The following is a 24,683-nucleotide window of genomic DNA, read 5'->3' as shown; positions in this document are numbered from 1 at the left end:
CAGCCTTTCGCTCTCGCGCGCGTTCAAGCGTGATGAGTTTAGGTGCTGAGATTCCCGTATCCAGAACTTTCGCACCGGTCTGCAGCGGATAGTTTTCACGCACAAAATCCCCTGAGGACTGCTGTCGCCGGGTCCTCTTCAGCGTCTTTAAGCTAGGTGTAGAATTCGCCCATACGTGTCTGACGTCAGCAGCAATGGGACAATTCAGGGTTTTTGCATAAAGGAGGGTTTCCGGCTCATCGTAGGCTTCAAGGATCGAAGATCAGACGGGAACCATCGCTACCAATGCCGGTTAATGCAACAGCGCCAAGGGAACCGTTCAAATTGAGCTGGCTGTTAATTGCGCGTCAGGCACCAGTCAAGAAGTGATACGGCGTCATCCGGCAGCGATATGGCAAGGCCGTCAGCGAAGGCCTGAAACTGTGGGATGGATGCAGGCCCTACGCCAACCAGCACCGGAACACCGTGTTCCAAGGCCTTGCCCATCACCGAGCGGAATCCACGGCCAGCGCATTCCTCGGGGCCGAACTTATTCAGTATGAACAGATCGGCGTTCTCGAAACTGCTTTGCTCCACCTGCGCCACGGCTTCGGCAAGCGCACTGGGATCCAATCTACACGCCTCCGAGCCGACACCGAGGTTCTGCGTAATCTTGATGACCGCTCCATCTGGCAGTACTCGCACGCTCATATCGCACCCATCCTGATAAATGGGCGAATGGCTCGCCTCCTTCACGATTCCGCGCAGTTCAAACCCGTTGTTGTTCAGCTCATCGGCCAGCTCCGACAACAACCTGTCAGCTTCGCCCCGTTTCTGCGAAGAGACGTATGCAATTTTCATCCCTCTGTCCTTTCAGTGTATGCCGCACTCACTTTGGTCTGATGCCTGCGGCCGCTTAAAGCTGGGCGCCGTGGTGTTCCTCTGAGAGCAGGCATAAATCCGATCAGAAAAGCAGTCCAGCCAAGGCACCACAGCACAGCAACGCAAAGTACGAGAGGAAGACCCGGAAAAACCGGTGCCGCAATGCGAATGCAGGTTGCAATCCAGATCGCCCAAACTCCAATGGTAAACCCCCAATTGGCCCTCAAGCCACCTTCGGCGGTATGCGCCGCTGCCCGGCCTGTGATCGCCATAATCATTCCGGCCATTCCGCCGATTGTGATGGAATGCAAGGCGTCCGCCCTAGGATAGAACGACGGTGCAATCCCCGATAAACCCACGGCGATCAAACCAAAGGGTACCCAGAAAAAGGCCAGGTGCAGTGCCACAAGCAATGGGTTCCGGATGATCGCCAGCGTCCGCCATTTGAGCATTGACCAAAAAACTGCCAATGCCGCACAAATCATCGCGAAATATGCCAAGTCTGATGCGCCAATCAGTCTGGCCACAATGGCCAAACCTAACAGCACCTGCGGTACGACCAAAGACTGAGTGCTCGGGACCAAAGGCCCGACGCGGTCGTGGAGAGTAAGCCAATTGCCTGTGAAAGCCGGAATTGCGCGCAATCCGATGTTGATCATCAGCAATGCGAGACCAAGCAGAAATACATCAACCATTTCCAGGCTTCTGGACGGGGACCCCATCAGCGTCGCGGTCAAAAACAAGAATTCACCGATACCAAGCCCCACTATCGCACACACAAAGCCAAGCTTTTGATAGATGCCCGCCAACAGAAGTTGAGTTCCGATTACAACCGCCAGTAGGAGAAAATACCCGGTATTGAAGACGACAAGCAGCCCGGAAGGCACGAAATCCGCCAGCGCCATAGCAACACGCGCAAGGGCCCACAACGCCAACAATGTGATCAGAACTCCACCCTGAACCGGCGGTCGGCCTGTCCAGCTTGGCAAAGCCGTCAGCAGATACCCACCAATCGCCGCGCCAACAAAGCCAAAAATCAGCTCGTGAACGTGCCAGACAATTGCAGGCTCAAACGCTGGACCAAAACCATCAGTCCATGCGCTTAGGGGCCAGAGGGCAATCGTGAACAACGCGCAAAGAAATGCCGCGGGAAACAGGACACGGTATGGGACGATCTTGCGCGAAGTCATAGTGTTGTGCTGGTCAGCCCTGATCACTCCGCGCCACGCACGCCAATCAGGAACCCGTCGCTGAGCTGGAAATCAGGAGCGCCGGGCAGAAAGTCATCCGCCAAGGCTCCTCGCCCAACATTTCGGTCGAGACGCTGGCGACACAGTTCACGTTTTTGCGCAATAAAGGTCAAAGAACGCGACAGGGGCGTAAGCAGGGCAACCCGCAGCGCGCCCGTCACGCGGTAGAGCATAGCAGAATAGGGTTTTGAGGGTTCGACAAACAGACCTCCTGCTGTTTTAGCAAGTTTTACCACACGGGTTTTCCTAAGCTTCCTTTGGCGCGAAGGAATTGATCGTTGTCAATCTGCCGCCGCATTTGCGTTGTTGCCGGGGAAAAAATCCTGAGCGCGGTTTGCAGGATGGTCGATCTGAGCCGAAAGAAATGCGTCATAGAACGCCGACTTCTTGCAATCTCGCTACTACAAGATTGGTCATGTTGGCGCATCGTTTGCCTCCAAACGGGAAAATTGCTTCGAAGCCGCCCCGGACCCGGTTTTCAATTGTAGTTTGCAACCTGCGGCGGGCGCGAAAGAGGCGTGTTTTTACTGTTATCGGGTTGACCTGAAGCTCGGTGGCGATGGCATGAATACTCATTTCCTCTGCTTCGCGCAGCAGAAACGGCAGTCGCAGATGGGGTGGCAGATCGGAAACGGCAGATTCAAGCAAATCTCTCAATTGCGCGCGCCCAAGCGTTGCGTCGGGGAGTTCAGAATTTTGTCCGGGGAACATAATCACACTCGGTGCTCTGGTTTCGTCGACGGTGTTGTACTCTTCAGCAGTATGCTCTCGTCTGCGCTGCATACGCGACGTGTTGATCACGATCCGGGTGATCCAGGTGGAAAAGCTGGCATGCTCACGAAAACCCTGCAGTTTGCTGAACGCCGACAGATAAGCCTCCTGCAGCGCTTCTTCTGCCTCGGCGTCGCTGTCAACGATACCTCTGGCAACGCGAAACAGGCGGGGGTTCAAGCGACGGATAAGTTCCCGGACCGCCAGCTCGCTTCCGTCACGCGCGGCATTTACAAGCTCAGCTTCCGATTTGGCCGCATCGCTGGTTGCTTGTTGAGTGAGGTTTGTTTGGACCTTCATGATCAGTCCTCCCTGCGAACGGTAACTTCCGAAAGGATCCTCTCTACCAAAGGCAAAGCTGTCAGAATATCTTCCGAAACATCGCTCTTGTCGTGTGAACTTCCCTCCCAGCCGGCATCGCTCGGGGTTCCAACTACTATGCGACCAACCATCGCCGCCATTTCGTGTGGTAGGCAATAGTAGTCATATACACCTGGCGTAATCAGGGTGACTTCAAAATACTCATCCGGAAGCAAAAAGTCACTGTCCCACGGGTCGGCCGCAGCGGGAATGCGTCGCCTTCGATCATAGCTCGCCGGATGGTAGGCGGTTGCTGTATGACTGTTGCCGGGATCACGATTGGTGAACCGGACGGTGGTGCCTGAAGACACAGCAAGTCCAACAGGATCATACCAGATACGTTCGCCGCGCGGGCTGCCGCGCATCTCAACCGTGGCGATCGGTTGCGCAAGCGCGATCCGCGAACTGGCGACGGAAGCAAGGGCCAGCCCCCCAAGCCATAGAGCATGACGGCGCGTACAGATCATTCGGCCAGACGCTCTTTTGCGTTTTCGTCGTGAAACAGCACGACATGCGCGTGCGGCTTGTCCACGCCGGGATGCCCGGCATTGAAATAGATATCTGTCGAGCTGACGGTGTGTGAACCGATGTTCAATCCGTCAAATGATGCACCGTTTTGCAGATCGTCGAGTGGTGTCATGTAGACTGTGGCTGACAATCGACCGTCGCGATCATATGCGAGGAACGGACCTGCGGGCAGAGTGGTTGGGTCGACGAAGAGCGTTCCCAGACCAGGGATGAACTCGGGCAATGGCAATACGTCGCTCACTTTCACATAAGGATCACCGGCTGGGGCATTGGCGAGAGCTTGTTCATCGTGAGCCTTAGCAGTTGGGGCGGCAGCGACAATTAATCCAAAAGCAACTACGGTTTTTCTGAACATGGTTTGGTCCTTTCCAAGGGTTTCACCGGGTTCGCTTTAGTGCGTTCCTGGTTCCTTAGATGCAGGAAACACGGAAAGGTTCCCGAAATTCGACGAAATCGCGCAAGCTGATCGTGAATGCGCTGCAGGGTGGCATTGTCAGCTATGTATGAATTCAACTACTTCCGGAATTTGCACTCTCAGCGTATGTCTCCTTCGACGGAGCGCGCCGCAGCATCCTGAAGGTAGGGTGGATGTTAGGATTGGACCGCTGTGGACTTAGTGCTGAGGTGCCCGGTTGGCGGCACCGGGTGGAATATGCCTTTCGCGCGCTGCAAAAGATCAAATCCGCCCTCGCATTAATATCAGGCTCGAGGAATTGGGAGAGGTTGAAGTCAAAAACAGCGCTCGCCCGCTGCGATGTTTTGCAATGCCGTTCGACAATCTGATCGGCGATCCGGAACAGGACTACTTCGACGCAGTGCAACTCGTCTAAGCTGCCGCTCGCTGCGAGCGCAAATTCTTGGCTACATGTCCCTGGAAAGCAATTGAAACACCGGCATGAGTTTCCCGAATAGCGCAGACGTTCGTTCTATGAGGTTCGGTTCGATAACAAACGCAGGAGCCCCGGCGTCCATCCAAACGGCAAAGCCCTTGCGGCGCAATGCCTCTGCGTGGGGATGATCTTTGTCAAAGCCAGTCGGAACGCGTTTCAATTCTGGGTCCTCGATCCGGAAACCATCCTGTCGCATATCTTCAGTGAGCTGGATCAACTCTGCCCCTTTTGGACCAGCCATTGCCGTGCGGAACGCGTCCAGTGCATTTTTGTCATACTGAAATACCCCGCAGCCAAGGGACAGTTTTTCGGGCGATAGCCCAAAGAACCACATCGGTGGTTGAACCGCGTTGCCCTGCGGAATGAACGCAATATGCAGGTGTGCGTTGTAGGGCGTCTTGTCCTTGGAGAACCGGACATCACGGTAGATGCGAAAGATCTTACTGCGGTGGCCCTGCCCAGTCAGGTCTTGCAATGCGCCAGCCATGCCGTCGGCAAAATGCTTGCTGGGGTCCTTCAACTGGGTTTCGTAGGTTGTCTTGTGCGCTGCGAACCAATCCTTCGTGTTGTTGGCCTCAAGACCCTCAAGAAAACCAAGTGCCTCAGACGAGAAACTCTCAAATGTAGCCATCACATCCTCCATTCAGTCTTTCGCCGGGAGGGCTGCGGCGTGTTCGAGGCAAAGTTCTACCCAGCGTCGCAATGCTGGGTCATCGCAGTCGCCCTCTTCAACATATACAAAGCCCCCCAGTTTACGGGTTCCATGGATCACTTCCTTAGCCATTGGATCCTTCAGCGCCATGCTCTCGTTCGCCTTACCCACCCGGAACATGAACCGACCGACCCCATCTTTGTGACGGCGCGCGCCGCAGAGCATGTTGCCGTTTAAAAGAAACACTGGCCGCCCATCATCCGCTTTTCGGAGATGCCCGCATGCGCGGCCAAAGCATCGCGCACACGAGTGTTAAGGTTTTCATCTACCGGCATCAGGCGGCTGTGCCGAGTTGCCAGAGGATGGCGAAAGCCAGCACCATCATAGTCAAGGTCGTCAGGGCCGCCCCAATTGCGCGTCCTTTGCTTTCTGCTGATGCGCGCAAACCGAAGTAGTGGATGAGGCGGGCTAGCAGCAGAACCCCACCACAGACAGCTATGAGCCAGGGTGCCGTTCCCGCAATCTCGGCACCCGCGAGGGCAAGCAGGGCAAGCGGGACATATTCGATGAAGTTCCCGTGTGCCCGCATCAGGCGTAGCAGTCCCTCATCCTCACCATGGAGCAAAAGTATCCCAGTCCTGGCACGACGCACGCCAACGGCGATTGCCATGGGAATGCTCATCAAGACAAACACCGCTGTCACGATCAGCGCAATTTGGGGCAGTTGTTCCATCTGATCCCTCCTTTCGAGCGACGCTTAGGACGCCATGCTTTCATAGGTAATCAGCGCGAACCGCGCGCCCTGCGGGTCGGTTAGCGTCGCCATGCGCCCGACCCCCGGCATATCCATCGCAGGCTGAATGACCGCGGCACCCTTGGCTTGCGCCTTTGCAACACTCGCATCCACGTCGTCCACGGTAAAAAAGATCGTCCAGCTTCCATTGTCCTCAGGCATCGGTGAAAAGCCACCAATGGGCGTCTCGCCCACCACTGCGGCCGAATAACTCGACCCGTCCTGCATCGGCATGTCGTTTATCGCCCAGCCCAACACATCCTGATAAAAGGCTTTGGCTTTGCCCTGATCCGGTCCGGAATGCCCGATCCATCCGGAATTGCCGACAGTTGTCATCTCTAGAATACTCATGGGTGTCTCCCTTGGTTGTGCCCGCCACATACGGGTCTGATCCATGGACGCGCGAGGTGCCGGCTTTCCTACACGCCGCGCAGTTCTTTTTGGCTGATCGCGATTTTATCTGCGATCACAACGCGTTCAGGGCCCGTTGGAGCGAGTGTCATCACGGTCTCAAAGGCGGCGATGGCGGCTTTGTGGTCGCCAGTTTCCTGCAACAGGCCGCCCCGCATCGCGTGATACCAGCGATAGGTGATCAGATCCTCTGCCACTACCTCCATCGCCTTCAACGCATATTGCGGGCCGTGCAACTTGGCCTGTGCAGCGATCTGGTTGAGTTTAACCACAGGGGTCGGCTGCAGCGCATGAAGGGCGGCGTAGTGGCTCTCTATCAAGGCCCAGTCGGCGTCTTCAGATGAGGCCGCGCGGGCGTGGGCCGCAGCGATTGCGGCCTGGATGATATAGACCCCGCGATGACCAATACGTTGGGCTTTTTGCAAAAGGCCCGTTGCCTCGGCGATGTCCGAACGGTCCCAAAGGTCGCGATCTTGATCGTCCAACGCGACAAGCTTTCCATCCGCATCGATACGTGCCCGCCGACGGGCGTGCTGGAGCAACAGCAACGCCAACAAGGCAGACTGCTCACCCATGGCCGGGAACAACGCCACAAGCAGGCGGGCGAGGCGGATGGCCTCTTCACACAATGTAAGCTTCATCTGTTTGGGACCGGCCGAAGTCGACCACCCTTCGCTGAACATCAGGTAGACCATCAGGGAAACTTCACCCAGCCGCGCTCCCCTCTCTGCCGGGCTGGGCGTTTCAAAAGCGACCGAGTTGCTCGCAATCTTCTTTTTGGCACGGGTGATCCGCTGTTCCATTGTCTTTGGTTTAACCAGGAATCCGCTGGCAATCTCGTCGACGCTCAACCCCGCGACCACGCGTAGAGCGATGGCAATCTGATCCCGTTGATCCAATTCCGGATGGCAACATACGAACAACAGTCGCAAGACATCGTCGCGCATCTCATCAGGGTCAGGTGTTTCGGTGGGCGCTGGTTGAAACTCCTCTGTGTGGCGCGACAGAATTGCCGCGCGGCGTTGGGATTTGCGGATATGGTCAAGACCCGCATTGCGGGCGGTCGTCAGTAGCCACGCCAACGGATCACGGGGCGCGCCATCCTTGGGCCAAACCGTCAGCGCCTTAAGGCACGCATCGGCAAAGGCTTCTTCGGCCGTATCGATATCGCGAAACACCCGCGTCAGGGCCGCAATGGCACGTGGGCGTTGTAGGGCGAATGTGGCCTCCAGCCAGTCCGACATGAGCTACTCCGATGAAATGACACCCCCGGCCCAGGCCACAGGCCGTACTTCGAGCCGCGCAACGGGTGAGGAAATCATCTTTGCGTATTCCAAAGCCTCATCAAGATCTTTGAAATCGGCAGCGTAAAACCCAAGGAAGTTCTCCTTCGTCTCGGCAAACGGACCGTCGGTAATCAGCGGCGCGGTGCCCTCGCTGGCGGCCGGTTCGACCATCACTGCAGAGGTCGGCGGCATCAGCTTTATCGAAACAAACTCCCCCCGCTTATTTAACGCTGTTTGCAGTGCACCATGGCCCGACATTACCTCATCCTGACGGTCTCTCGGCAGAGCCTCAAACACGCCCGCCTCTCCATAGATCGTGATTGCATAGATCATAATTACCTCCGTCCTTTTGATACATGCTGCAAGGACGCGCGAGCACATGCAAATCCGACGGCCAACCAATTTGGATGTTTGACTCGATACCGTGGTTCTGCAATTGCAACACGCATTGCGCCCGGAGGACCGATATCTTCCCGTCGATCATCTGAAGAAATCCAGTCATTGTGCAGCACAGAAACTCGCGGCGCTTTATTACGCCGACAGGATCGGGATAATTAAACCAGTGGGCCCAGAAATTAAGCAGGTTCCCAAAGCTCAATCGGATTGCCTTCAGGGTCATTGAGCCACGCAAACTTGCCATTCGGATAAGGAGAATCTGGATCGCGACGCACTTCGACACCTTTGGATTCCAACTGCGCAATCATTTTTTCAATGTCGCGAACACGAAAATTCAACATGAATGCCTTTTCCTGATTTCCGAAATACTCGGTCACCTTCTCGAACGGGGCAAAGACAGTTTCGCCCGCTTCCTGTGTCCAACAGGGCGTTTCATAATCATTGGGGACAAGATCAATTCCCAGATGATCGCGGTACCAATCTGCCAACGCGGGAGGATCCTCAGATCTGAAGAAAAACCCGCCAAGTCCCAGCACTTTTTCCATCTTAAAAACAAGACCTGCTGTTAACCAAAATACGTTACTTCAATTTACGTCATTTGATAAGCTCAGCCCACAGGAGACATCCATGGAACACACTGGCCCTCCAGCGCAACTTTGACAAAGCCGCCTATCGCATTACGGTCCCGACGCCGATTTGGTAACGTGTTCACACGCAATGCGTGGAGTTAACCTCCGTGTTCAGAAAGTACGGATCGAAGGTAGTTTGTAGAGTGCCATGTCTGGCTTGCACAGATGATGCCGGCGCAGCCCTTGAGGATAAGCCGATGTTGGCTCGCTTGTCTGATTGTGCCTCGATATGTCCGCCCGGATTCTGGGTCCCGCAGCATTCCCTCCCAGGCAGTACCGTTGAACACAAGATCCGTCAGGATCAAATCGCCTCTCTTCGCATGGGGTGTCTGCCCCTCCCAACTCCAGAGCAACCGACCGCATCTGGTGGCACCATCCGCGCCACAATCCTCGAATTCAACTATGATACCAAGACCAGGCGACGCGTAGCGACCACTGAGCTCGAAGGCATCGCCGCGACTGGCTGCCAGACCCCCAACAATCGCTACAAACAGAAGTGCTGCTTTCAGACCAACAGGCCGGATGCGCGGCGCAACGCGGGCAAACTCGGTGAGGTACTTGGGATGTTCCGTCTTCATCAGCCGATCCCACCAAGAAAAATACAGGCCGAGGTTGTAACCGGCATAAGCGTGATGCAGATCGTGATGGGTGACGCTTGTTAGCCAGCCGAAGACAGGGCGGCCTTTCTGATCGGCTGGAAAGATCTCGATCCCGCAGTGACCCACTGCATTGCGCAGCATCATATGGGTTACAAAAACGAACAACGCCAATGGATGCGCCGGGAGGAGAATCAATACCAAAGGCAGGTAAACCGCGTTTACCACAGCCTCACCGACATCGAAGCTATAGGAGGTGAAGGGCGTAGGTTGGTGTGATTTATGGTGCAACCGGTGGAACCGCCGAAACAGCGGCGGGTAGTGCAGCGCGCGGTGTGTCCAATAAAACCACGCATCGTGGAGGACGATCAGCGCCACGATGCTGAACGCGAAATAGGCCCAGCCAAATGTCGCGACCTGTTGGTATATCGTGATGACCCCTGCCCTGGCGCCCAGCACGATTGATGTACCAGCAGCAGTAAAGATCAGAACGGTCCGCAGGCTTACCAGGATCTCGCGACGGATCTGGCCCTTGGGTGGATCCGACAGGCGGACTTTTTGCGCGGCAAGCCGACGTGCCAGAAGGACATTGATCAACAGATACGTACCGCCTGCGCCCAAAACATAGCGCAAGAAGTCTCCGCCAAAGACATTTGCATAGACGGAAAGCAGTGTAGTGAGATGTGTCATTGGCTTCTCCAAGTGCGAAAGGACATGCAAAACGACCTGACGCAGGCGGGTATCGGATTCCCTCTGATTTCGAAAAACGATGGGCAACTTGAGTTTTCGGCGAGTATTTTTCATTTTCGACATGGTCCAGCCATTGACCGGCAAGCCAATTCGCACTTCGCTTATGCGCGTGATGTCAGATTTAGCGGCCTTCGATATTTTCCTGCGTGGTAGCGCCGTTGGCGTTCTCTTTCTCTGTGCTGTGATCTTTTTGGCAAACGGACCCCGAACCCGGAAAAGTCTGGCCGTCGTGCTGCTGTGCCTGAGCCTAGGCCCTTATGTGATCGTGTCCTCTCCGGGTATCGATCTGAGCGAGGGGCCAATCCGGTTTGTACTTGTGATGATCGCGGGCGTGATCCCGGTTCTGATCTATTGGGCCGCGATTGAGCTGTTTCAGGATGACGTCGTCATTCGACCCTGGCAGATCACAGTTGCGGTTCTGATCGTTGGGACAAGCTGGTTGACCCAGCTGCAATTTCCACTCGGTGTGGTTCGTGGCGCATGCGTGCTGATCTTCTTTTTGCACATGCTGAAAATTGTTGTGTCAGGCGAGGTCGAAGATTTGATTGCCGAACGCCGCCGGTTTCGCCGTTGGTTTCTGGTCTGGCTATTGACCCTTGGCATAATCATCACGGTGATTGAAATCACCCATTTGGATCAGGTGCTTCCGTATTGGGTATTCCCGCTACAGGCATCAGCAATTTGCCTGTCTGCAGCGACCTTCCTGGTTTGGTCGGTGCGTGTTGCACCCGACATTTGGATCGAACACTCTGCTGCCTCGCAGCGCGACATAAACCCGAACCCTGCGCAAGCGGCATTGATCAAGCGTATTGATACTGCGATGGCTGCAGGTCTTTGGAGAGAGGAAGGGCTGACTGTAGCACAAATGGCGGCCAAACTCGGGACGCAAGAGCATCGGCTACGGTCTGCGATCAATCAAGGAATGGGGCACCGCAATTTCACCAGCTTCGTGAACGCATTTCGCGTTCACGAGGCGCAAGCGATGCTGGAAAAGCCGGAAATGGCCGAGCGTACAGTGCTCAGCATTGCTTTTGACGTTGGCTTCTCTTCGCTTGGGCCATTCAATCGGGCCTTTCGCTCGCAAACAGGCAAGACCCCCACAGAATACCGAAACGAAGCGTTGTTACGAGAGGAATGATCGCAGCCAGCCGCCCTTTGCTGACCTTGATCAAAGTGTCCAGTGCAGCGTTTCTGTTTATTCACAAGCGAACATTGATGTGCAGCGCCTCAGACTATTCTTCTTTCTCCTGCAAATACGCAACAATTGACGTACGAAGCCCTCACTTCCTAGTGGCTAGCTTGTCCACATTTGCCGCTGCCCAATCATGCATAACTTGTAACACTGGTATCAGGCTTAGGCCCAAAGGTGTGAGGCTATACTCCACATGCGGTGGGATCGTTTTGAAATCTTTGCGCGACACAAACCCGGCGTCTTGCAACTCGCTAAGCTGGCGGGTCAGCGTCCGGTGCGTGATGCTGCCAAGATTTCGTTGCAATTGATTGAACCGCGAGGTTTCCTGCGCCAGCCAATAGATGACCAAGAGCTTCCACTTACCCGATATCGCCTCAATCAAAGGTTCAATGAGGCAATTTTCATCCGGTTCAACAGGCGCCATGACAGTATCCCAAATGACCGTACTTGTCGTTGTGATCTTGTGTTTCTAATTACGGCTCAGACGGACGGAAAGCAATGAGGAACAGAATGGACAAGCAGAAAGTCGTGATAGTTGGCGGTGGGTACGTCGGCTTTGAAGTTGCAAAAGAGTTGGATGAATACGCTGATGTCACTCTGATCGAGCAGCGAGAGGCTTTCATGCAGCCGCCAGCGGCCATTCGTGCGCTACTAGAGCCCGATCTGCTGGATCAGATCATTTTGCCTTACGACCGCTTGCTGAAGAATGGACGGGTCATCCGCGGCCGTGCCGCTACTGTGACTCAATCCGAGGTAACGCTGGAAGACGGCTCTGCTTACCCTGCGGATTACATCGTCCTGGCAACTGGTTCGTCTTATGCAGCCCCTTTCAAACCGGCGGGCGAAAGTATGGATGACTTTCGCAAGGCCAGTGCCGATGTCAGCGCTCGGCTGGCGTCTGCGAAATCGGTCGTCATCGTTGGGGCCGGCCCCGTCGGTACCGAGTTGGCCGGAGAGATTGCAGCGGCACAGCCCAGTAAGGGCATCACTTTGGTTTCGTCTGACAACAGCTTGTTTCCAACGTATCCCGTCAAGCTGGGGGCAGAGCTCAAACGCAAGCTGGAACGCGCCGGCGTGAACGTCGTGGTAGGTCAAAGGGCAGAGAATCTGCGGCACGCGGACAAACCTTATGCCGGATCAGTAAAACTGTCAGATAGCCGCGTTATCGAAGCTGATCTGGTCTTCCCCGTGATCGGGTCCAAACCAAATACGGCATTGGCGCAAACGCTGCCCGCGGTGACCGTGGCGCCCTCTGGCCGGATTAAGACGGATAGCTGGTTGCGCCCGTCCGAGTACCCAAATGTCTTCATCGCCGGGGACATAGCCGACGTCGGTGACAGTATGACGATTGTTGCGATCTCTCGTCAGAACCCTTGGCTGATCAAGACCCTGAAACAGGTCCTCAGCGGGCAACCCGTAGAGAAACAAAAGCCCTACGCGCCTTGGAAAATGGCACCGATCCTCGTTCCGCTAGGCCCCAAAATCGGAAACAGTTGGCTCTTTGCGACTGTCGGTGACTGGGTCACACGGAAGATGAAAGGAAAAGAACTCTTTATCCAGAAGTACCGCAAGGCATTTGGGCGGTGACGGTCTGCCCTGCCCCAGCCATCATTTTTCTGGCATCAAGACGCTCTAGGAATTCGCCCAATGCTCCGTGTTGACCTTCCCAAATTTCCGACCCGCCATGGTTACATGAGCGAGAGAATCCAGCAGGCCTATATTAAATCGGCAATCGATAAGGGGCTGCTACCGCCGGAAGCACTCCGGATGGCAGAGGTTGTCTCGCTGACGGCCCCCGGTGACCTGAGCAAGCCCATTCAGTTTTGGCAACTCTATTCCGTCCTCGGGCAAGAGCCCATCGTCGGCATCGTGCATAGGTTCTATGAACGTGTCTTTGCCGATGAGCCTTGGTTCACGTCCGTGTTTGAACGGGTCGGTGGGCTGAACCACCATGTCACAACTCAGGCGTCAATGTGGATCGATGTCATGGGCGGCGGCCCGTACTATCACGGCGCAGAGTTCCGGCTGAGTTTCCATCACACCCACAACGCGATGGCCCTGATGAACGACAAAGGGGCCAAGCGTTGGGTCACCCTGATGCGAGAAACGCTTGATGCATCCTCGGATTTGATGGCGGATGATCCCCGTGTCCGAACCAGCCTAAACACCTTCCTAACTTACTTCATGACCAAATACGCGGATGAGTTCGCGTTTGAGGATCGACACGTTTTTGGTGACACAAACGGCCTGCTCAAGCGCCGGATCAATTTCATGAAAATGACAACCGAAGCGATCGAAGCCTTGAGCGAGGAAGAACTTAGCGAAGCACTGATGGAGCGCGGTGTTGATGTTTCGCAATATCCAAACAAGCAAGCATTGGTAGGAAAGGCACTGATGATGTAACCCATCCGGCTCATAGCGGACTTAGGCAAGGCCGTTATGAGCCGTGGTGAGGCTTCACCAGACCGGCCATTTGCGGCGACCGAAAACTGAGGCGGGTACGAACTCACCTGCTGCGCAAACACACGAGCCGTCATTGCCGGGCTGTACGGAATAGCCAGTCTCTTGATTATGGCGTGAACATGACTGCCGGTCCCCAACAGTGTTTATAAGTCGGAACAGGAAAGAAATGCCGGCACGCAATCCAAGCATGATCAGTAAAGGGTGCCTCACAACGGGATTCCAGAAGATTCCATGGCTTCAAGCCACCGGTCCAAAGCATCCAGACGGGACATGCCTTGCCCATCAATAACTCAACTTGCCGCAACTTTGATACAATCTCTTCCGGCTTCGGTCGCTTGTTCGCCATGTGGCTCCTTCATTTTCTTAACCATAACGTCGGACCACTTCAGAGGGGGAGGATCAGCAACCCTGCCCGTCCACTTTGCATTGCCGTAGTGACTTCAAAGGCCGTTTCGATCCGAAAACAAGAATTCTGGCTGCTCCACAATCGCCCCGCAATACGCGGATTACCTTTCTCGGCAACGTCACTCGGCGGGGGTCGGCGCATTGCGGGCGCGCTAGGCTCGGCTGCTAATTGCCAGCCCCAGGGCAATCAGGGCCAAACATGCAGTGGCCGTGAAAGTCATCGAAAAAGCATAGGCAACATCTGCGGCCGGAGCATTAGTGGCATCTCCCTTCCCGACTATGTTGACGAATAGCGTGGGTATTGCAGAGGCACCCGTCATCAGACCCAGGTTCCGCGAGAGCCCGAGAAGGCCAGAGAGCCGGCCACGTTGTTCTTTGGCGGCGTGTATCAGAACCGCTGTGTTGTTAGCGGCAAGAAAAAGTTGGAAGCCGGGCGTCAACATGATGAGTGCGGCCAAATAGCCGCCGACACCGAAGTATCCCGGCAGGTACGCCAGACACAGCAGACCAACCGTAGTCTGCACAAGGCCGATGGTCATCGCGCGATCCGAACCAAACCTGTCCGTCACCCATCCGGCCGGAACCCCGAAGAGCGCAGCGACCAGCGGCCCAACTGCCATAACCAAACCGATGATCGCTTCGTTCAATTCCAGAGAAAATGCCAGAAAGAACGGACCAACGACCAAAGTGGACATCATGATTGCGCTGACCAGAAGGTTCGAAAAAAGCCCGATACTTGTCCTCTGGTCGCGGAGCAATTTCATCGGCACCAGCGGTGAAGCTACACGGGTTTCGACAAGCCCAAAAAAGACGATTGCGATCAGAGCAGCAGAAAACAATGCAACCGGTGGCACGGGGATACGTGAGGCTCCGCCACTGGTTGCCAGAGCGTAGGCTGCCAGTGCAATAACCAACACTATGGTTCCCGGAAAATCCAATTCTCGGCAGGATACTGTCGGACGTTCAGAATCGCGCGTGATTGCGGTGACAGACAGTATAAGCGTGACACCAGCAAAGCCGGCAAGAAACCAGAATGCCATGCGCCAGTTGCCCATCGCCAACAACACACCGCCCAGTGAGGGGCCCAGGGCAGTCCCCGCAGCAGAAGTCGTGCCAAGCAATCCCATTGCCGTACCCAACCGCTCAGTCGGGACAAAATCACGTGCGATAGACATTGGAAGCGCGATCAGGATCGCTCCGCCAAGCCCCTGCAACGCGCGCCCAGTAATCAGCAAGCCCAGGCTCGGGGCCATAGCGCACAGAACCGACGCTGCAATAAAGACGATGAGACCAGCAATCAGCAAGCGACCGTGGCCGAATAGATCGCCAAGCCGCCCGGCGGATACGATCGTGATGGTCACGGATGTCAGGTAAGCCAGTACGACCCACTGCACCTCTGAAACTGTCGCAGCGAAGCTACGCGTCAGCGTCGGAAGCATTACCGCGGCAATACTGATACCCAATGAGGCGGTCAATGTCGCTGCAGCGAGAGTGATCAGGATGGGAATGGAAGATTGCGCCTGCACTGTATCAGTCATCGTAAACTCTCTTGTCTCATGTGCCAGTGAGGAGCTATCCTGCCATTTCAAGTCGACTTGAGGTCAACTATGAAACTTCTTGATATTGGCGTCCTGTCCAAAAGGAGCGGCGTCCCCCCCTCAACACTGCGCTATTATGAGGAGATCGGGCTGATCCAGTCCGCCGCTAGGAATGGGCTTCGACGGCAATTCGAGATACGCGTCGCGACGCAGCTTGCTTTGATCTCTTTAGGAAAAATGGCGGGATTCTCACTTGCTGAGATCAAGGACATGTTCGCCAATGATGGCACTCCGCAATTGCCACGCCCTGAATTGCACCTGCGCGCAGATACTCTTGATGAACAAATCCGTGGTCTCACCCGGCTACGCGATGCGTTGCGTCACGTGGCGGATTGTCCGGCAGAGACCCATATGGATTGCCCAAAGTTCAGGCGCCTCATGGAGTTTGCATCGCGTTCCGTCGCCACTCAAAAGCGATGAAAGCGTCTGCGTAGCCTGACAGCAGGCAGGTCTTTTAATGCAATTCGACGAATTGAAAATACGGGCTCGGAGTAATCATGTGCACAATTTCGATCTCGTCCAAGCTTGCCTCGGCTGATGCGAAGGCCTTAACTCCAAGCATCGGTCTTGTTCGCCTCTTAATGAACAGGTGGTCCTGTTCGACGATATTGTTCAGGTACTTCCGCCTGACCATCTCTATTGGTATCGGGCAACCAAAACCCTTGAGCATTCTGTTGATTGCTTTGATACCCGCAGTGTTTGTGCTGCTTTTGCCGATGACAATCTTTCGTGGGAGGCCGTTGACCTCCAGCATCTTGGCGAAGAACTTTGTGGCGACCTGTTTGCTGCGACGTTCTGAAAGCTTGAATTCGAGCGTTTTGGCCTGCTTGGGCTTCCACATATTGCGTGATAGCTAGTAAATGCTCGGCCATAGGTGCAAATCTGTTAATCTGAGGCAGCGCCAGAAGAATAGTAGAATGCAATCGCTTGCGCCCTGTTTTTAACCGAGAGCTTTTCATAGATGTTGCTCAGGTGAAATTTGACTGTATTTGTCGAGATTTGCAGGTCCTTCGAAAGTTCACGATTGGATAGGCCCTTGGCCAACGCTTCAAGGATGACGCGCTCTTTACGAGACAGGCTGTGAATTGGATCCTGCTGCATTTTCCGAACATCGATGAACGGAAAAACCATTTTGCCTCGGGCAACATCCGAACAAGTTTCCAGCAAAACATCGACCTCACCTGACCGGGATGCGAACCCCGCAGCTCCTGCCTGCATAGCAAGGCGCGGCACGTCTCCGGCATCGTCTCCATATACGACGAAACGGGGCGCGTTCTCCTGTTCACGCAGAACCTCGATCAATTTGGCGGCGCCCAAGACCGGCAAATTCCAGGCGATCACGCAGACCTTGACCGGAACTCTCATAACCGCGCCCAAGAAGCCTTCGGCGGTTGCTGATGTTGCCACCAGAGAGAATCGTGGATCACGCTCGAAAATCTCGGACATGGCCGACAATACCAGTGGATTGTTGTCGGCAAGCATAACGTTAATCGGTTGCTGTGAAGGCTCTGCCATTGATTTTACACCCAAAAACCCAAAAAACTACCCGTAAGTATAGGAAATAATTTGGTATACTGCGGTATTTCTGCCAAAACGGGTAGTTTTTTTCTAATCCTATTAGAAGTCCCAAAGCAGTAGTAAGTTACGTTGCGCAATGATGCAAGCAAGGCTTTTCTGATCCACAACGCGATATTTGGGCGTGATTGATCACGCCGACGATCAAGGAGGATCGAATGACTTTTCAGATTTATCCCCCGCTTGAGATCCCCGAGACACTGGCTGCTGGTCCGGGGCCGGGCAATACGGACGCCCGCGTTTTGCAGGCCTTCGCCAATGCCGGGGTTGCGGATCACATGCAGGGCGACGTTTTGCGCGGGATGGTCGAATGCAAGCACATGCTGCGCAATATCTGGGGAACCGATAACACCTATACCTTTGCTGTGGCCGGTACCGGCTGGAGCGCATTGGACACCATGTTCTCCGCCGTGATGCCCGGTGATAAAGTCGTGGCCTTTGCCAACGGCACCTTTTCCGGCATTGATGCGCTGACCCTAAGCATCAAGGCGGCCACGCCCGAGGAGCATGCCGCCAGCCCGCTTGATCCACAGGCCGCCAGCGTAACGGTCGTTGATGTTCCGCATGGACAGCCGGTCACTGGTGAACTGGTTGAAGCCGCGCTGGAACAGCACAAACCAAAATGGGCCTTTATGGCGCATTGGGAAACGGGTTCGGGTCGCGTCAATGATCTGCGTGGCTTCTCGGACGCATGCGAGCGTCATGGGGTGATGGGCCTGGTCGATGCGGTCTCATCCCTCGGCGTCGATGACTTTTCGATCGATGACTATCCGGGGATCGCCGGTTGGGCCTCCTGCCCGCAGAAGGGCCTGTGCTGCCTGCCGCTGACCTATGCACCGGTCAGCTTTACAGATGCCTTTATTGAATCCCTCAGAGCGACGGGTGCCTACAGTTATGTTCACAATCCTCTATTCGAGGCGCGTCACTGGGGTATTGTCGACGGTCAGGACGTCGAAAAGGGAACCTATCACAGAACCCATTCCGGATACGCAGTCGCCGCGTTCCATGAGTCCCTGCGTCTGACACTTCAGGAAGGTCTGGCCAGACGGACGGCCTCGTACAAAACCCATGAACGCGTGCTGCGCGATGCTGTTACGGCCATGGGATGCGAGGTGACTTCTGACATGCCCAGCCTGGTCGTGCTGAATCTGCCGCCGGAACTGGCCGGGCGAGAGATGGAGCTGGTGCAGAACTGTCGGGCAAGGGGTTTTGGGATCTGGCCGACGCTCAGCGCGCCGGTTCAGGTACGCATCGGCATCCTCAATCAGCTCAACCGCCAGGCCGTCAGCCGGATCGTCCGCCTGTTTGCCGAAGCCATGCGGGAACTGGGCGGCAATGTCGATTTCGAAGAGATCGAGGCATTGCTCGAAAGCCGTTACGGCACATCGATCGCTGCTTGAACGCACTGCATGAACGGGAGGAATGCAGATGGATATCCATGAATACCAGGCGAAAGAGGTTCTTTCGAATTTTGGCGTCGCCGTACCGTCAGGTGCCTTGGCCTATAGCCCGGAACAGGCGGCCTATCGCGCCCGCGAACTGGGCGGAGACAAGTGGATTGTCAAAGCCCAGGTCCATGCGGGTGGCCGCGGCAAAGCGGGTGGCGTCAAACTGTGTAACAGTGAAAACGAGATCCACGAGGCCTGTGACGAGATGTTCGGCCGCAAGTTGGTGACCCATCAGACCGGACCGGAAGGCAAAGGCATCTATCGTGTCTATGTCGAGTCCGCTGTGCCGATTGATCGCGAGATCTATCTTGGTTTTGTTCTGGACCGCTCCAGCCAGCGGGTCATGATCGTCGCCTCGTCTGAAGGCGGAATGGAGATCGAGGAGATCTCGGCGGAACGCCCGGACAGCATCGTGCGGTCCATCGTGGAACCCGCAGTTGGCCTCCAGGAGTTCCAGGCCCGCGAGATAGCCTTCAATCTGGGCCTTGAGGCTCGTCTGGTTCAGCAAATGGTACGGACGTTGCAGGGCTGCTATGCCGCCTTCAGCGATCTGGACGCCACGATGGTTGAAATCAATCCATTGGTTATCACTGGCGACGACCGTGTGCTGGCATTGGACGCGAAGATGAGCTTTGACGACAATGCCCTGTTCCGTCATCCGCAGATCGCTGAACTTCGGGATAAAAGCCAGGAAGATCCCCGTGAAAGCCGCGCGGCGGACCGTGGCCTGTCTTATGTCGGGCTGGACGGCAATATCGGCTGCATCGTGAACGGCGCTGGTCTGGCCATGGCCACGATGGATACGATCAAACTGGCCGGGGGCGAGCCCGCGAACTTCCTTGATATCGGTGGTGGTGCCTCACCCGAGCGCGTGGCCAAGGCCTTTCGACTGGTTCTGTCCGACAAGAACGTTCAGGCGGTTTTGGTCAATATCTTTGCTGGTATTAACCGCTGCGACTGGGTCGCCGAGGGCGTTGTGCAGGCGCTGCGTGAGTTGGATATCGACATCCCGGTCATCGTGCGACTTGCCGGTACGAATGTCGAAGAAGGCCAAAAGATTCTCGCCAAATCCGGCCTACCGATCATCCGCGCCACCACTTTGATGGAAGCCGCTGAACGGGCGGTGGGCGCATGGCAGAATGATCTGTCCCAAAACACCAAGATGAGGGCCGTGTAATGAGCATTCTTCTCGACCGCGACACCCGCGTCATCGTTCAGGGCATCACTGGACGCATGGCGCGCTTTCACACAAAGGATATGCTGGCCTACGGCACCAATGTTGTCGGCGGAGTTGTTCCCGGCAAGGGTGGTGAAACCGTTGAAGGTGTACCGGTGTTTGACACCGTGAAACAGGCCGTTGAGGCAACCGGAGCGGATGCCAGCCTTGTGTTTGTGCCCCCACCCTTCGCTGCTGATTCAATCATGGAGGCCGCAGATGCCGGTATCCGCTACTGTGTCTGCATCACGGACGGTATCCCGGCGCAGGACATGATCCGCGTAAAGCGTTACATGTACCGCTATCCCAGAGAAAAACGTATGGTTCTGACTGGACCGAACTGCGCCGGTACAATCAGCCCCGGTAAGGCTCTGCTGGGTATAATGCCAGGCCATATTTACCTGCCTGGCAATGTCGGCATCATTGGTCGCTCGGGCACACTGGGCTATGAAGCCGCTGCGCAACTGAAAGAGCGTGGGATCGGCGTCTCGACCAGCGTCGGTATCGGTGGCGATCCGATCAACGGGTCCTCGTTCAAAGATATCCTGCAACGGTTTGAAGAGGACGAGGATACCCACATCATTGCGATGATTGGCGAAATCGGCGGTCCGCAGGAAGCTGAAGCCGCGGAATACATCCGCAATCACATTACAAAACCGGTCATTGCTTATGTTGCCGGATTGACCGCCCCCAAAGGTCGAACCATGGGGCACGCCGGTGCGATCATCTCGGCTTTTGGCGAAAGCGCCAGCGAAAAGGTTGAAATCCTGTCCGCTGCTGGTGTGACCGTGGCCGAAAACCCCGCCGTGATTGGTGAGACAATCGCACGAGTGATGGAGGCTGCGTGATGGTTAAACCTTCGGTCTTAGTCACCCGTCGCTGGCCTGCCGCCGTCGAGGCGCAGCTGGCCGAAAACTACAACGCCGTGCTGAATACCGGGGACAAGCCAATGTCCCCGGCAGACATCCGGCGGGCGTTGAAAACCTATGATGCTGTCCTACCCACGGTCACCGACACGCTCAGCGCCGAGGCATTGGATGTGCCTGGCGCGCAGACTAAGATCATTGCCAATTATGGGGTCGGCTATAGCCATATCTGCGAACCTTCGGCGCGTGAGCTAGGCATGACGGTAACAAATACACCGGATGTCCTGTCCGAGTGTACGGCCGATCTGGCCATGACGTTGCTACTGATGGTTGCGCGCCGGGCAGGTGAGGGCGAACGCGAATTGCGCTCCGGCAAGTGGACCGGCTGGCGGCCGACGCATCTTGTGGGCACAAAGGTCAGCGGCAAGACGCTGGGCATCATCGGTTATGGCCGGATCGGCCAGGAAATGGCTCGCCGTGCCCATCACGGGTTCGGTATGAACGTCCTCGTCTATAACCGCAGCGAGGTGGCCGCGGACGTATTGGGCCAGTGCGACGCAACACAGGTGGACACGATCGATGATCTCTTGCCCCAGTGCGATTTTGTGTCACTGCACTGCCCCGGCGGCTCCGCGAACCGGCACCTGATCAACTCGCGCCGACTGAGCCTGATGAAGCCTGACGCATTCCTGATCAACACTGCGCGCGGCGAGGTGATTGATGAATGGGCTCTGATTCAGGCGCTGATGTTCGACATGATCGGTGGTGCGGCCTTGGACGTCTTCGACGGCGAGCCCCGCATCAGCCCGGATCTGCTGCAATGTGACAACCTCGTGATGCTGCCGCATCTGGGCAGCGCAACGCGCGAGGCCCGCGAAGCGATGGGCTTCCGCGTTCTCGATAATCTGAGTGACTTTTTCCAAGGCCGTGAACCACGTGACCGGGTGATCTGATGCAAGCGCTGGCCCAAAATATTCAGTCCCCCCTGAACCGTTCAAGCTATGCTGATGGGTTGCGCTCGGAACTGCGGGCGTTGTGGCGGAACATTTTGATGAAACGGGCGCCGCATGTAGCGACATGGGCCGGGGCCTCACCGCTGCAATCCATCCCCACCGGGCCCGAGGCGACGCCCTATTTGCAGGCCCTGTCTATCTGGTTCCAACTGTTGCGTATCATCGATGAAAACGCCGAAGTCAGAGATCGTCGACTGACCGAGACCAATAGCGGGCCCGAAGCGGTCGAAGGCGGGTTTGCCGAGGTGTTGTCTGACCTGTCCCTGGCAGACAGCCCAATGGAAAAACTGACCGCTAATCTGTGTGCCGGACCCACCCTAACCGCGCATCCAACCGAGGCCAAACGGGTCACCGTACTGGAAATCCACCGGCGGATTTATCGCAACCTTGTCAGTCTTGAAACGCAACGCTGGACTCCAACTGAGCGCGCCGAATTGCTGAAAAACCTGGAAGGTGAAATTGACCTCCTGTGGCTGACCGGTGAACTTCGCCTGACGCGGCCAAGCCTGCACGATGAGATCGAGTGGGGTTTGCAATTCTTCAGGGACGCAATCTTTGACGCTGTCCCGCAAGTCATGGATCGGTTCGATCAAGCCTGCCTGCACATGCTGGGAAAGACCTTGAGCAAAACGCCCAGTATTCGCTTTCACAGCTGGATCGGAGGCGACCGGGACGGCAATCCGAATGTCACGACAGAGATGACCGCGCTGGCCTTGCAACGTGGGCGCGAAACGGTTCTGGACCTCTACGGTCAAGCCCTTAAACAAGCCGCAAGCAAGCTGAGTATCAGTGCGCTCATATTGCCGCTGCCCGAACCACACAGGACACGTGTACAAGAAATTGTCGACCGGGCTCCGGACACTGGCCGCAATCAGAACGAACCGTTCCGGAAGGCTCTGGATGCCTTACGCCTTCGGCTGATAAAAGACGGCTATAACCACATTTCGCAATTCGTGAACGATCTAAACGCGCTTGATGCCGCTTTATGCGCGGTCAAAGCCGAAAATCTGGCGCGAAGACATATCCGCCCACTGCGCCGGGCCGCAGCGGTTTTTGGGTTCCGTACCGCAACGCTGGACATACGCCAGAATTCCACCGTCACAACCGATGTTCTGGCCGAAATTTGGTCACAATCCGGGCAGGCATTGGAATATGGTACGCCCGAATGGTCTGCCCGTTTGCGGGCCGAATTGGCCGATCAGAACTTGCCCTATCAAAATCGGGAAGCGCTGAGTGATCAGGCCCAAGAGCTCCTTGCCCTCCTGACACTTGTCTACAGCGTTCGATCGGGACCAGACCCCAAGGCTATCGGACCATTCATCCTGTCAATGACCCGTTCCGCCGACGACATTCTCGGTGTCTATCTTCTGGCCCGGTACGCAGGATTCGGGTCCGAAACTCTGGATTTATCAGTGGTCCCACTGTTCGAGACGATTGCCGACCTGCGCAATGCCCCAGCGATATTGCTGGACGTTCTTGATGTTCCGCTTTCCCGCCGCAGCCTTAAAACCGAAGGTAACGTGATCGAGGTGATGCTGGGTTACTCAGATAGTGGCAAGGATGGCGGCTATTTCTGTTCAACCTGGGAATTGGAGCGCGCGCAACGAAGGATCGTCACAGCACTGGCCTCGCAAGGTTTCAAGGCTACATTTTTTCATGGGCGCGGCGGCTCCGTCAGCCGGGGCGGAGCACCTACCGGGCGCGCCATCGCCGCACAACCCAGCGGAACCATTGCCGGACGCTTGCGTGTTACGGAACAGGGTGAGGTTGTTTCGACCAAGTATGCTAACCGCGGCACAGCTGCAGCGCATCTGGAATTACTGCTCTCAAGCACGCTTCGACATACGGCTAACCCCAGCGAAACCCCGCCCCGGCCCGAATTTGACGATGCGCTGGATGCCCTATCGGAACTGTCGCAAACAGCCTATGTATCGCTTCTGCAGATGCCGGGTTTTCTGGACTACTTCCAGCAGGCCAGCCCCGTCGAGGAACTTGCTCGCCTAAAAATCGGCTCCCGCCCGACCCGTCGGTTCGGCGCAGCTAGTCTCGATGATCTGCGGGCTATTCCATGGGTTTTTGCGTGGTCGCAGAACCGCCACCTGATTACCGGTTGGTACGGGTTTGGTGCAGCCATGGCCAGCTTTCGCAAATTCCGAGGTTCGCGCGGTGACGAAGTTTTGCAAGAAATGTTTCAGAAATCTCGCCTGTTCCGCCTCGCTGTCGATGAGATGGAGAAATCGCTCTATCAGGCTGATATGGGCATCGCCACGCAATACGGCGAACTGGTGCGCGATAAGTATATCCGCCAAAGCATCTCTCAGGCGATCAAAACAGAATTCGATAACGCTTGCAGCGCTGTGCAGTTTCTGACTGGCGGTCAGACAATAGGTCACCGTTTTCCCCGGCTGTGCGAACGATTTGATCGCAAACGGGCGGAGCTGGCTCGCATTCACGCATTGCAAGTCGAACTGCTGCAACAAGCCCGAAACAAATCGCAAGCAGGATCAGTCCCTGTGCCGCTACTGCAATCCATGAACGCTATTTCCGCTGGCCTTGGCTGGACCGGCTAACCAATTTCAGGAGATATGCCCCGTGAATGTCCCGCATCGTCTAGACGGTTTTTTCACCCAATCCCTATCTGATCGTGACCCTGAGCTTTTTGGTTCGATCACATCTGAGCTGGGCCGCCAGCGCGACGAGATCGAGCTGATCGCGTCCGAGAACATCGTCTCTG

General features: G+C 55.9%; 26 protein-coding genes and 2 pseudogenes. 10 read left to right on the top strand and 18 right to left on the bottom strand.

The features are described 5' to 3' along the window. Positions 1-336 precede the first annotated feature (336 nt). The 14 genes from ACR0LY_RS15350 to ACR0LY_RS15285 form a co-directional block, all read right to left on the bottom strand. Positions 337-840, bottom strand: coding sequence for a DUF2478 domain-containing protein (locus tag ACR0LY_RS15350; protein WP_170350793.1), 504 nt, complete (start codon positions 838-840; stop codon positions 337-339). Further along, positions 837-2,051 (bottom strand): NnrS family protein, encoded by a 1,215-nt coding sequence (locus ACR0LY_RS15345; protein ID WP_170350792.1) that lies wholly within the window; start codon positions 2,049-2,051, stop codon positions 837-839. The genes ACR0LY_RS15350 and ACR0LY_RS15345 overlap by 4 nt, the downstream gene beginning before the upstream one ends. Before the next feature lie 23 nt (positions 2,052-2,074). Beyond that, a complete protein-coding gene (locus ACR0LY_RS15340; RefSeq protein WP_170350791.1) occupies positions 2,075-2,347 on the bottom strand; it encodes a hypothetical protein in 273 nt (90 codons plus the stop codon). A 133-nt stretch (positions 2,348-2,480) separates the two neighbouring features. After that, positions 2,481-3,182: an RNA polymerase sigma factor gene (locus tag ACR0LY_RS15335; protein WP_170350790.1), complete on the bottom strand. Its 702-nt coding sequence runs from the start codon at positions 3,180-3,182 to the stop codon at positions 2,481-2,483. Between the two features lie 2 nt (positions 3,183-3,184). Next, on the bottom strand, positions 3,185-3,709 hold the full coding sequence (locus ACR0LY_RS15330) for a plastocyanin/azurin family copper-binding protein (protein ID WP_170350789.1): 525 nt from the start codon (positions 3,707-3,709) through the stop codon (positions 3,185-3,187). Further along, entirely contained in the window at positions 3,706-4,125 is a 420-nt protein-coding gene (locus ACR0LY_RS15325; RefSeq protein WP_170350788.1) for a hypothetical protein, read from the bottom strand. The genes ACR0LY_RS15330 and ACR0LY_RS15325 overlap by 4 nt, the downstream gene beginning before the upstream one ends. Before the next feature lie 506 nt (positions 4,126-4,631). Beyond that, positions 4,632-5,291, bottom strand: a complete 660-nt coding sequence (locus ACR0LY_RS15320; RefSeq protein WP_170350787.1) for a DUF2461 domain-containing protein — start codon at positions 5,289-5,291, stop codon at positions 4,632-4,634. 12 nt (positions 5,292-5,303) lie between these two features. After that, the gene (locus ACR0LY_RS15315) at positions 5,304-5,558 is read right to left on the bottom strand and encodes a TfoX/Sxy family protein (protein WP_217360547.1); all 255 of its coding nucleotides are present in this window, start codon (positions 5,556-5,558) and stop codon (positions 5,304-5,306) included. Positions 5,559-5,646: 88 nt separating this feature from the next. Beyond that, positions 5,647-6,045 (bottom strand): MAPEG family protein, encoded by a 399-nt coding sequence (locus ACR0LY_RS15310; RefSeq protein WP_170350786.1) that lies wholly within the window; start codon positions 6,043-6,045, stop codon positions 5,647-5,649. 24 nt (positions 6,046-6,069) lie between these two features. Then, entirely contained in the window at positions 6,070-6,456 is a 387-nt protein-coding gene (locus ACR0LY_RS15305) for a VOC family protein (RefSeq protein ID WP_170350785.1), read from the bottom strand. Between the two features lie 68 nt (positions 6,457-6,524). Beyond that, positions 6,525-7,760 (bottom strand): RNA polymerase sigma factor, encoded by a 1,236-nt coding sequence (locus ACR0LY_RS15300; RefSeq protein WP_170350784.1) that lies wholly within the window; start codon positions 7,758-7,760, stop codon positions 6,525-6,527. A 3-nt stretch (positions 7,761-7,763) separates the two neighbouring features. Beyond that, the gene (locus ACR0LY_RS15295) at positions 7,764-8,135 is read right to left on the bottom strand and encodes a YciI family protein (protein ID WP_170350783.1); all 372 of its coding nucleotides are present in this window, start codon (positions 8,133-8,135) and stop codon (positions 7,764-7,766) included. Between the two features lie 242 nt (positions 8,136-8,377). After that, on the bottom strand, positions 8,378-8,743 hold the full coding sequence (locus ACR0LY_RS15290; RefSeq protein ID WP_170350782.1) for a VOC family protein: 366 nt from the start codon (positions 8,741-8,743) through the stop codon (positions 8,378-8,380). Positions 8,744-8,925: 182 nt separating this feature from the next. Then, positions 8,926-10,227, bottom strand: a complete 1,302-nt coding sequence (locus ACR0LY_RS15285; RefSeq protein WP_480641101.1) for a sterol desaturase family protein — start codon at positions 10,225-10,227, stop codon at positions 8,926-8,928. A gap of 7 nt (positions 10,228-10,234) precedes the next feature. On the opposite strand from ACR0LY_RS15285, the gene ACR0LY_RS15280 reads away from it, so the two are divergent. Beyond that, positions 10,235-11,311, top strand: a complete 1,077-nt coding sequence (locus ACR0LY_RS15280) for a helix-turn-helix domain-containing protein (protein WP_170350780.1) — start codon at positions 10,235-10,237, stop codon at positions 11,309-11,311. Between the two features lie 142 nt (positions 11,312-11,453). On the opposite strand, the gene ACR0LY_RS15275 is transcribed toward ACR0LY_RS15280, so the two are convergent. Next, positions 11,454-11,789, bottom strand: coding sequence for a winged helix-turn-helix transcriptional regulator (locus tag ACR0LY_RS15275; RefSeq protein WP_170350779.1), 336 nt, complete (start codon positions 11,787-11,789; stop codon positions 11,454-11,456). Between the two features lie 74 nt (positions 11,790-11,863). On the opposite strand from ACR0LY_RS15275, the gene ACR0LY_RS15270 reads away from it, so the two are divergent. Continuing rightward, on the top strand, positions 11,864-12,952 hold the full coding sequence (locus tag ACR0LY_RS15270; protein ID WP_170350778.1) for an NAD(P)/FAD-dependent oxidoreductase: 1,089 nt from the start codon (positions 11,864-11,866) through the stop codon (positions 12,950-12,952). Positions 12,953-13,057: 105 nt separating this feature from the next. After that, positions 13,058-13,768 carry a globin domain-containing protein gene (locus ACR0LY_RS15265; protein ID WP_480641098.1) on the top strand — a complete coding sequence of 237 codons (711 nt, stop codon included), beginning with the start codon at positions 13,058-13,060 and terminating at the stop codon, positions 13,766-13,768. Positions 13,769-14,385: 617 nt separating this feature from the next. Here ACR0LY_RS15265 and ACR0LY_RS15260 read toward each other — a convergent pair. Next, positions 14,386-15,771, bottom strand: coding sequence for an MFS transporter (locus tag ACR0LY_RS15260; RefSeq protein ID WP_170350776.1), 1,386 nt, complete (start codon positions 15,769-15,771; stop codon positions 14,386-14,388). 69 nt (positions 15,772-15,840) lie between these two features. On the opposite strand from ACR0LY_RS15260, the gene ACR0LY_RS15255 reads away from it, so the two are divergent. Then, positions 15,841-16,251 (top strand): helix-turn-helix domain-containing protein, encoded by a 411-nt coding sequence (locus ACR0LY_RS15255; protein WP_170350775.1) that lies wholly within the window; start codon positions 15,841-15,843, stop codon positions 16,249-16,251. Positions 16,252-16,285: 34 nt separating this feature from the next. On the opposite strand, the pseudogene ACR0LY_RS15250 reads toward ACR0LY_RS15255, so the two are convergent. Continuing rightward, a pseudogene (locus ACR0LY_RS15250) lies at positions 16,286-16,660 on the bottom strand (DDE-type integrase/transposase/recombinase); the annotation flags it as partial. Between the two features lie 56 nt (positions 16,661-16,716). Continuing rightward, complete coding sequence (locus tag ACR0LY_RS15245) at positions 16,717-17,346, bottom strand: response regulator transcription factor (protein WP_254428658.1); 630 nt, start codon at positions 17,344-17,346, stop codon at positions 16,717-16,719. 218 nt (positions 17,347-17,564) lie between these two features. Between ACR0LY_RS15245 and ACR0LY_RS15240 the strand changes: the two genes are divergently transcribed. The 6 genes and pseudogenes from ACR0LY_RS15240 to glyA form a co-directional block, all read left to right on the top strand. After that, a complete protein-coding gene (locus tag ACR0LY_RS15240) occupies positions 17,565-18,806 on the top strand; it encodes a pyridoxal-phosphate-dependent aminotransferase family protein (protein WP_170352141.1) in 1,242 nt (413 codons plus the stop codon). Positions 18,807-18,834: 28 nt separating this feature from the next. Continuing rightward, positions 18,835-20,031: a malate--CoA ligase subunit beta gene (locus tag ACR0LY_RS15235; RefSeq protein ID WP_170352142.1), complete on the top strand. Its 1,197-nt coding sequence runs from the start codon at positions 18,835-18,837 to the stop codon at positions 20,029-20,031. Continuing rightward, entirely contained in the window at positions 20,031-20,918 is an 888-nt protein-coding gene (gene sucD / locus ACR0LY_RS15230; RefSeq protein ID WP_170352143.1) for a succinate--CoA ligase subunit alpha, read from the top strand. Before ACR0LY_RS15235 ends, sucD begins: the two co-directional genes overlap by 1 nt. Next, on the top strand, positions 20,918-21,889 hold the full coding sequence (locus ACR0LY_RS15225; protein ID WP_170352144.1) for a 2-hydroxyacid dehydrogenase: 972 nt from the start codon (positions 20,918-20,920) through the stop codon (positions 21,887-21,889). Before sucD ends, ACR0LY_RS15225 begins: the two co-directional genes overlap by 1 nt. Then, a complete protein-coding gene (locus tag ACR0LY_RS15220) occupies positions 21,889-24,519 on the top strand; it encodes a phosphoenolpyruvate carboxylase (protein WP_170352148.1) in 2,631 nt (876 codons plus the stop codon). The genes ACR0LY_RS15225 and ACR0LY_RS15220 overlap by 1 nt, the downstream gene beginning before the upstream one ends. Before the next feature lie 22 nt (positions 24,520-24,541). Beyond that, positions 24,542-24,683 (top strand): annotated as a pseudogene (gene glyA / locus ACR0LY_RS15215) (serine hydroxymethyltransferase); the annotation flags it as partial.

The organism is Ruegeria sp. BC5 (genome assembly GCF_056539205.1).
This window is presented reverse-complemented; position numbering and strand designations above follow the sequence as displayed.

Bases quoted from the DNA above. Each gene is read 5' to 3' on its own strand.
- ACR0LY_RS15300 (WP_170350784.1), bottom strand. From the start codon at position 7,760: ATGTCGGACTGGCTGGAGGCCACATTCGCCCTACAACGCCCACGTGCC.
- ACR0LY_RS15320 (WP_170350787.1), bottom strand. From the start codon at position 5,291: ATGGCTACATTTGAGAGTTTCTCGTCTGAGGCACTTGGTTTTCTTGAG.
- ACR0LY_RS15240 (WP_170352141.1), top strand. From the start codon at position 17,565: ATGACTTTTCAGATTTATCCCCCGCTTGAGATCCCCGAGACACTGGCT.
- ACR0LY_RS15325 (WP_170350788.1), bottom strand. From the start codon at position 4,125: ATGTTCAGAAAAACCGTAGTTGCTTTTGGATTAATTGTCGCTGCCGCC.
- ACR0LY_RS15285 (WP_480641101.1), bottom strand. From the start codon at position 10,227: ATGAAAAATACTCGCCGAAAACTCAAGTTGCCCATCGTTTTTCGAAAT.
- ACR0LY_RS15295 (WP_170350783.1), bottom strand. From the start codon at position 8,135: ATGATCTATGCAATCACGATCTATGGAGAGGCGGGCGTGTTTGAGGCT.
- ACR0LY_RS15350 (WP_170350793.1), bottom strand. From the start codon at position 840: ATGAAAATTGCATACGTCTCTTCGCAGAAACGGGGCGAAGCTGACAGG.
- ACR0LY_RS15235 (WP_170352142.1), top strand. From the start codon at position 18,835: ATGGATATCCATGAATACCAGGCGAAAGAGGTTCTTTCGAATTTTGGC.
- ACR0LY_RS15275 (WP_170350779.1), bottom strand. From the start codon at position 11,789: ATGGCGCCTGTTGAACCGGATGAAAATTGCCTCATTGAACCTTTGATT.
- ACR0LY_RS15260 (WP_170350776.1), bottom strand. From the start codon at position 15,771: ATGACTGATACAGTGCAGGCGCAATCTTCCATTCCCATCCTGATCACT.
- ACR0LY_RS15330 (WP_170350789.1), bottom strand. From the start codon at position 3,709: ATGATCTGTACGCGCCGTCATGCTCTATGGCTTGGGGGGCTGGCCCTT.
- ACR0LY_RS15305 (WP_170350785.1), bottom strand. From the start codon at position 6,456: ATGAGTATTCTAGAGATGACAACTGTCGGCAATTCCGGATGGATCGGG.
- ACR0LY_RS15270 (WP_170350778.1), top strand. From the start codon at position 11,864: ATGAGGAACAGAATGGACAAGCAGAAAGTCGTGATAGTTGGCGGTGGG.
- ACR0LY_RS15345 (WP_170350792.1), bottom strand. From the start codon at position 2,051: ATGACTTCGCGCAAGATCGTCCCATACCGTGTCCTGTTTCCCGCGGCA.
- ACR0LY_RS15220 (WP_170352148.1), top strand. From the start codon at position 21,889: ATGCAAGCGCTGGCCCAAAATATTCAGTCCCCCCTGAACCGTTCAAGC.
- ACR0LY_RS15245 (WP_254428658.1), bottom strand. From the start codon at position 17,346: ATGGCAGAGCCTTCACAGCAACCGATTAACGTTATGCTTGCCGACAAC.
- ACR0LY_RS15225 (WP_170352144.1), top strand. From the start codon at position 20,918: ATGGTTAAACCTTCGGTCTTAGTCACCCGTCGCTGGCCTGCCGCCGTC.
- ACR0LY_RS15290 (WP_170350782.1), bottom strand. From the start codon at position 8,743: ATGGAAAAAGTGCTGGGACTTGGCGGGTTTTTCTTCAGATCTGAGGAT.
- ACR0LY_RS15255 (WP_170350775.1), top strand. From the start codon at position 15,841: ATGAAACTTCTTGATATTGGCGTCCTGTCCAAAAGGAGCGGCGTCCCC.
- ACR0LY_RS15310 (WP_170350786.1), bottom strand. From the start codon at position 6,045: ATGGAACAACTGCCCCAAATTGCGCTGATCGTGACAGCGGTGTTTGTC.
- ACR0LY_RS15265 (WP_480641098.1), top strand. From the start codon at position 13,058: ATGAGCGAGAGAATCCAGCAGGCCTATATTAAATCGGCAATCGATAAG.
- sucD (WP_170352143.1), top strand. From the start codon at position 20,031: ATGAGCATTCTTCTCGACCGCGACACCCGCGTCATCGTTCAGGGCATC.
- ACR0LY_RS15280 (WP_170350780.1), top strand. From the start codon at position 10,235: ATGGTCCAGCCATTGACCGGCAAGCCAATTCGCACTTCGCTTATGCGC.
- ACR0LY_RS15335 (WP_170350790.1), bottom strand. From the start codon at position 3,182: ATGAAGGTCCAAACAAACCTCACTCAACAAGCAACCAGCGATGCGGCC.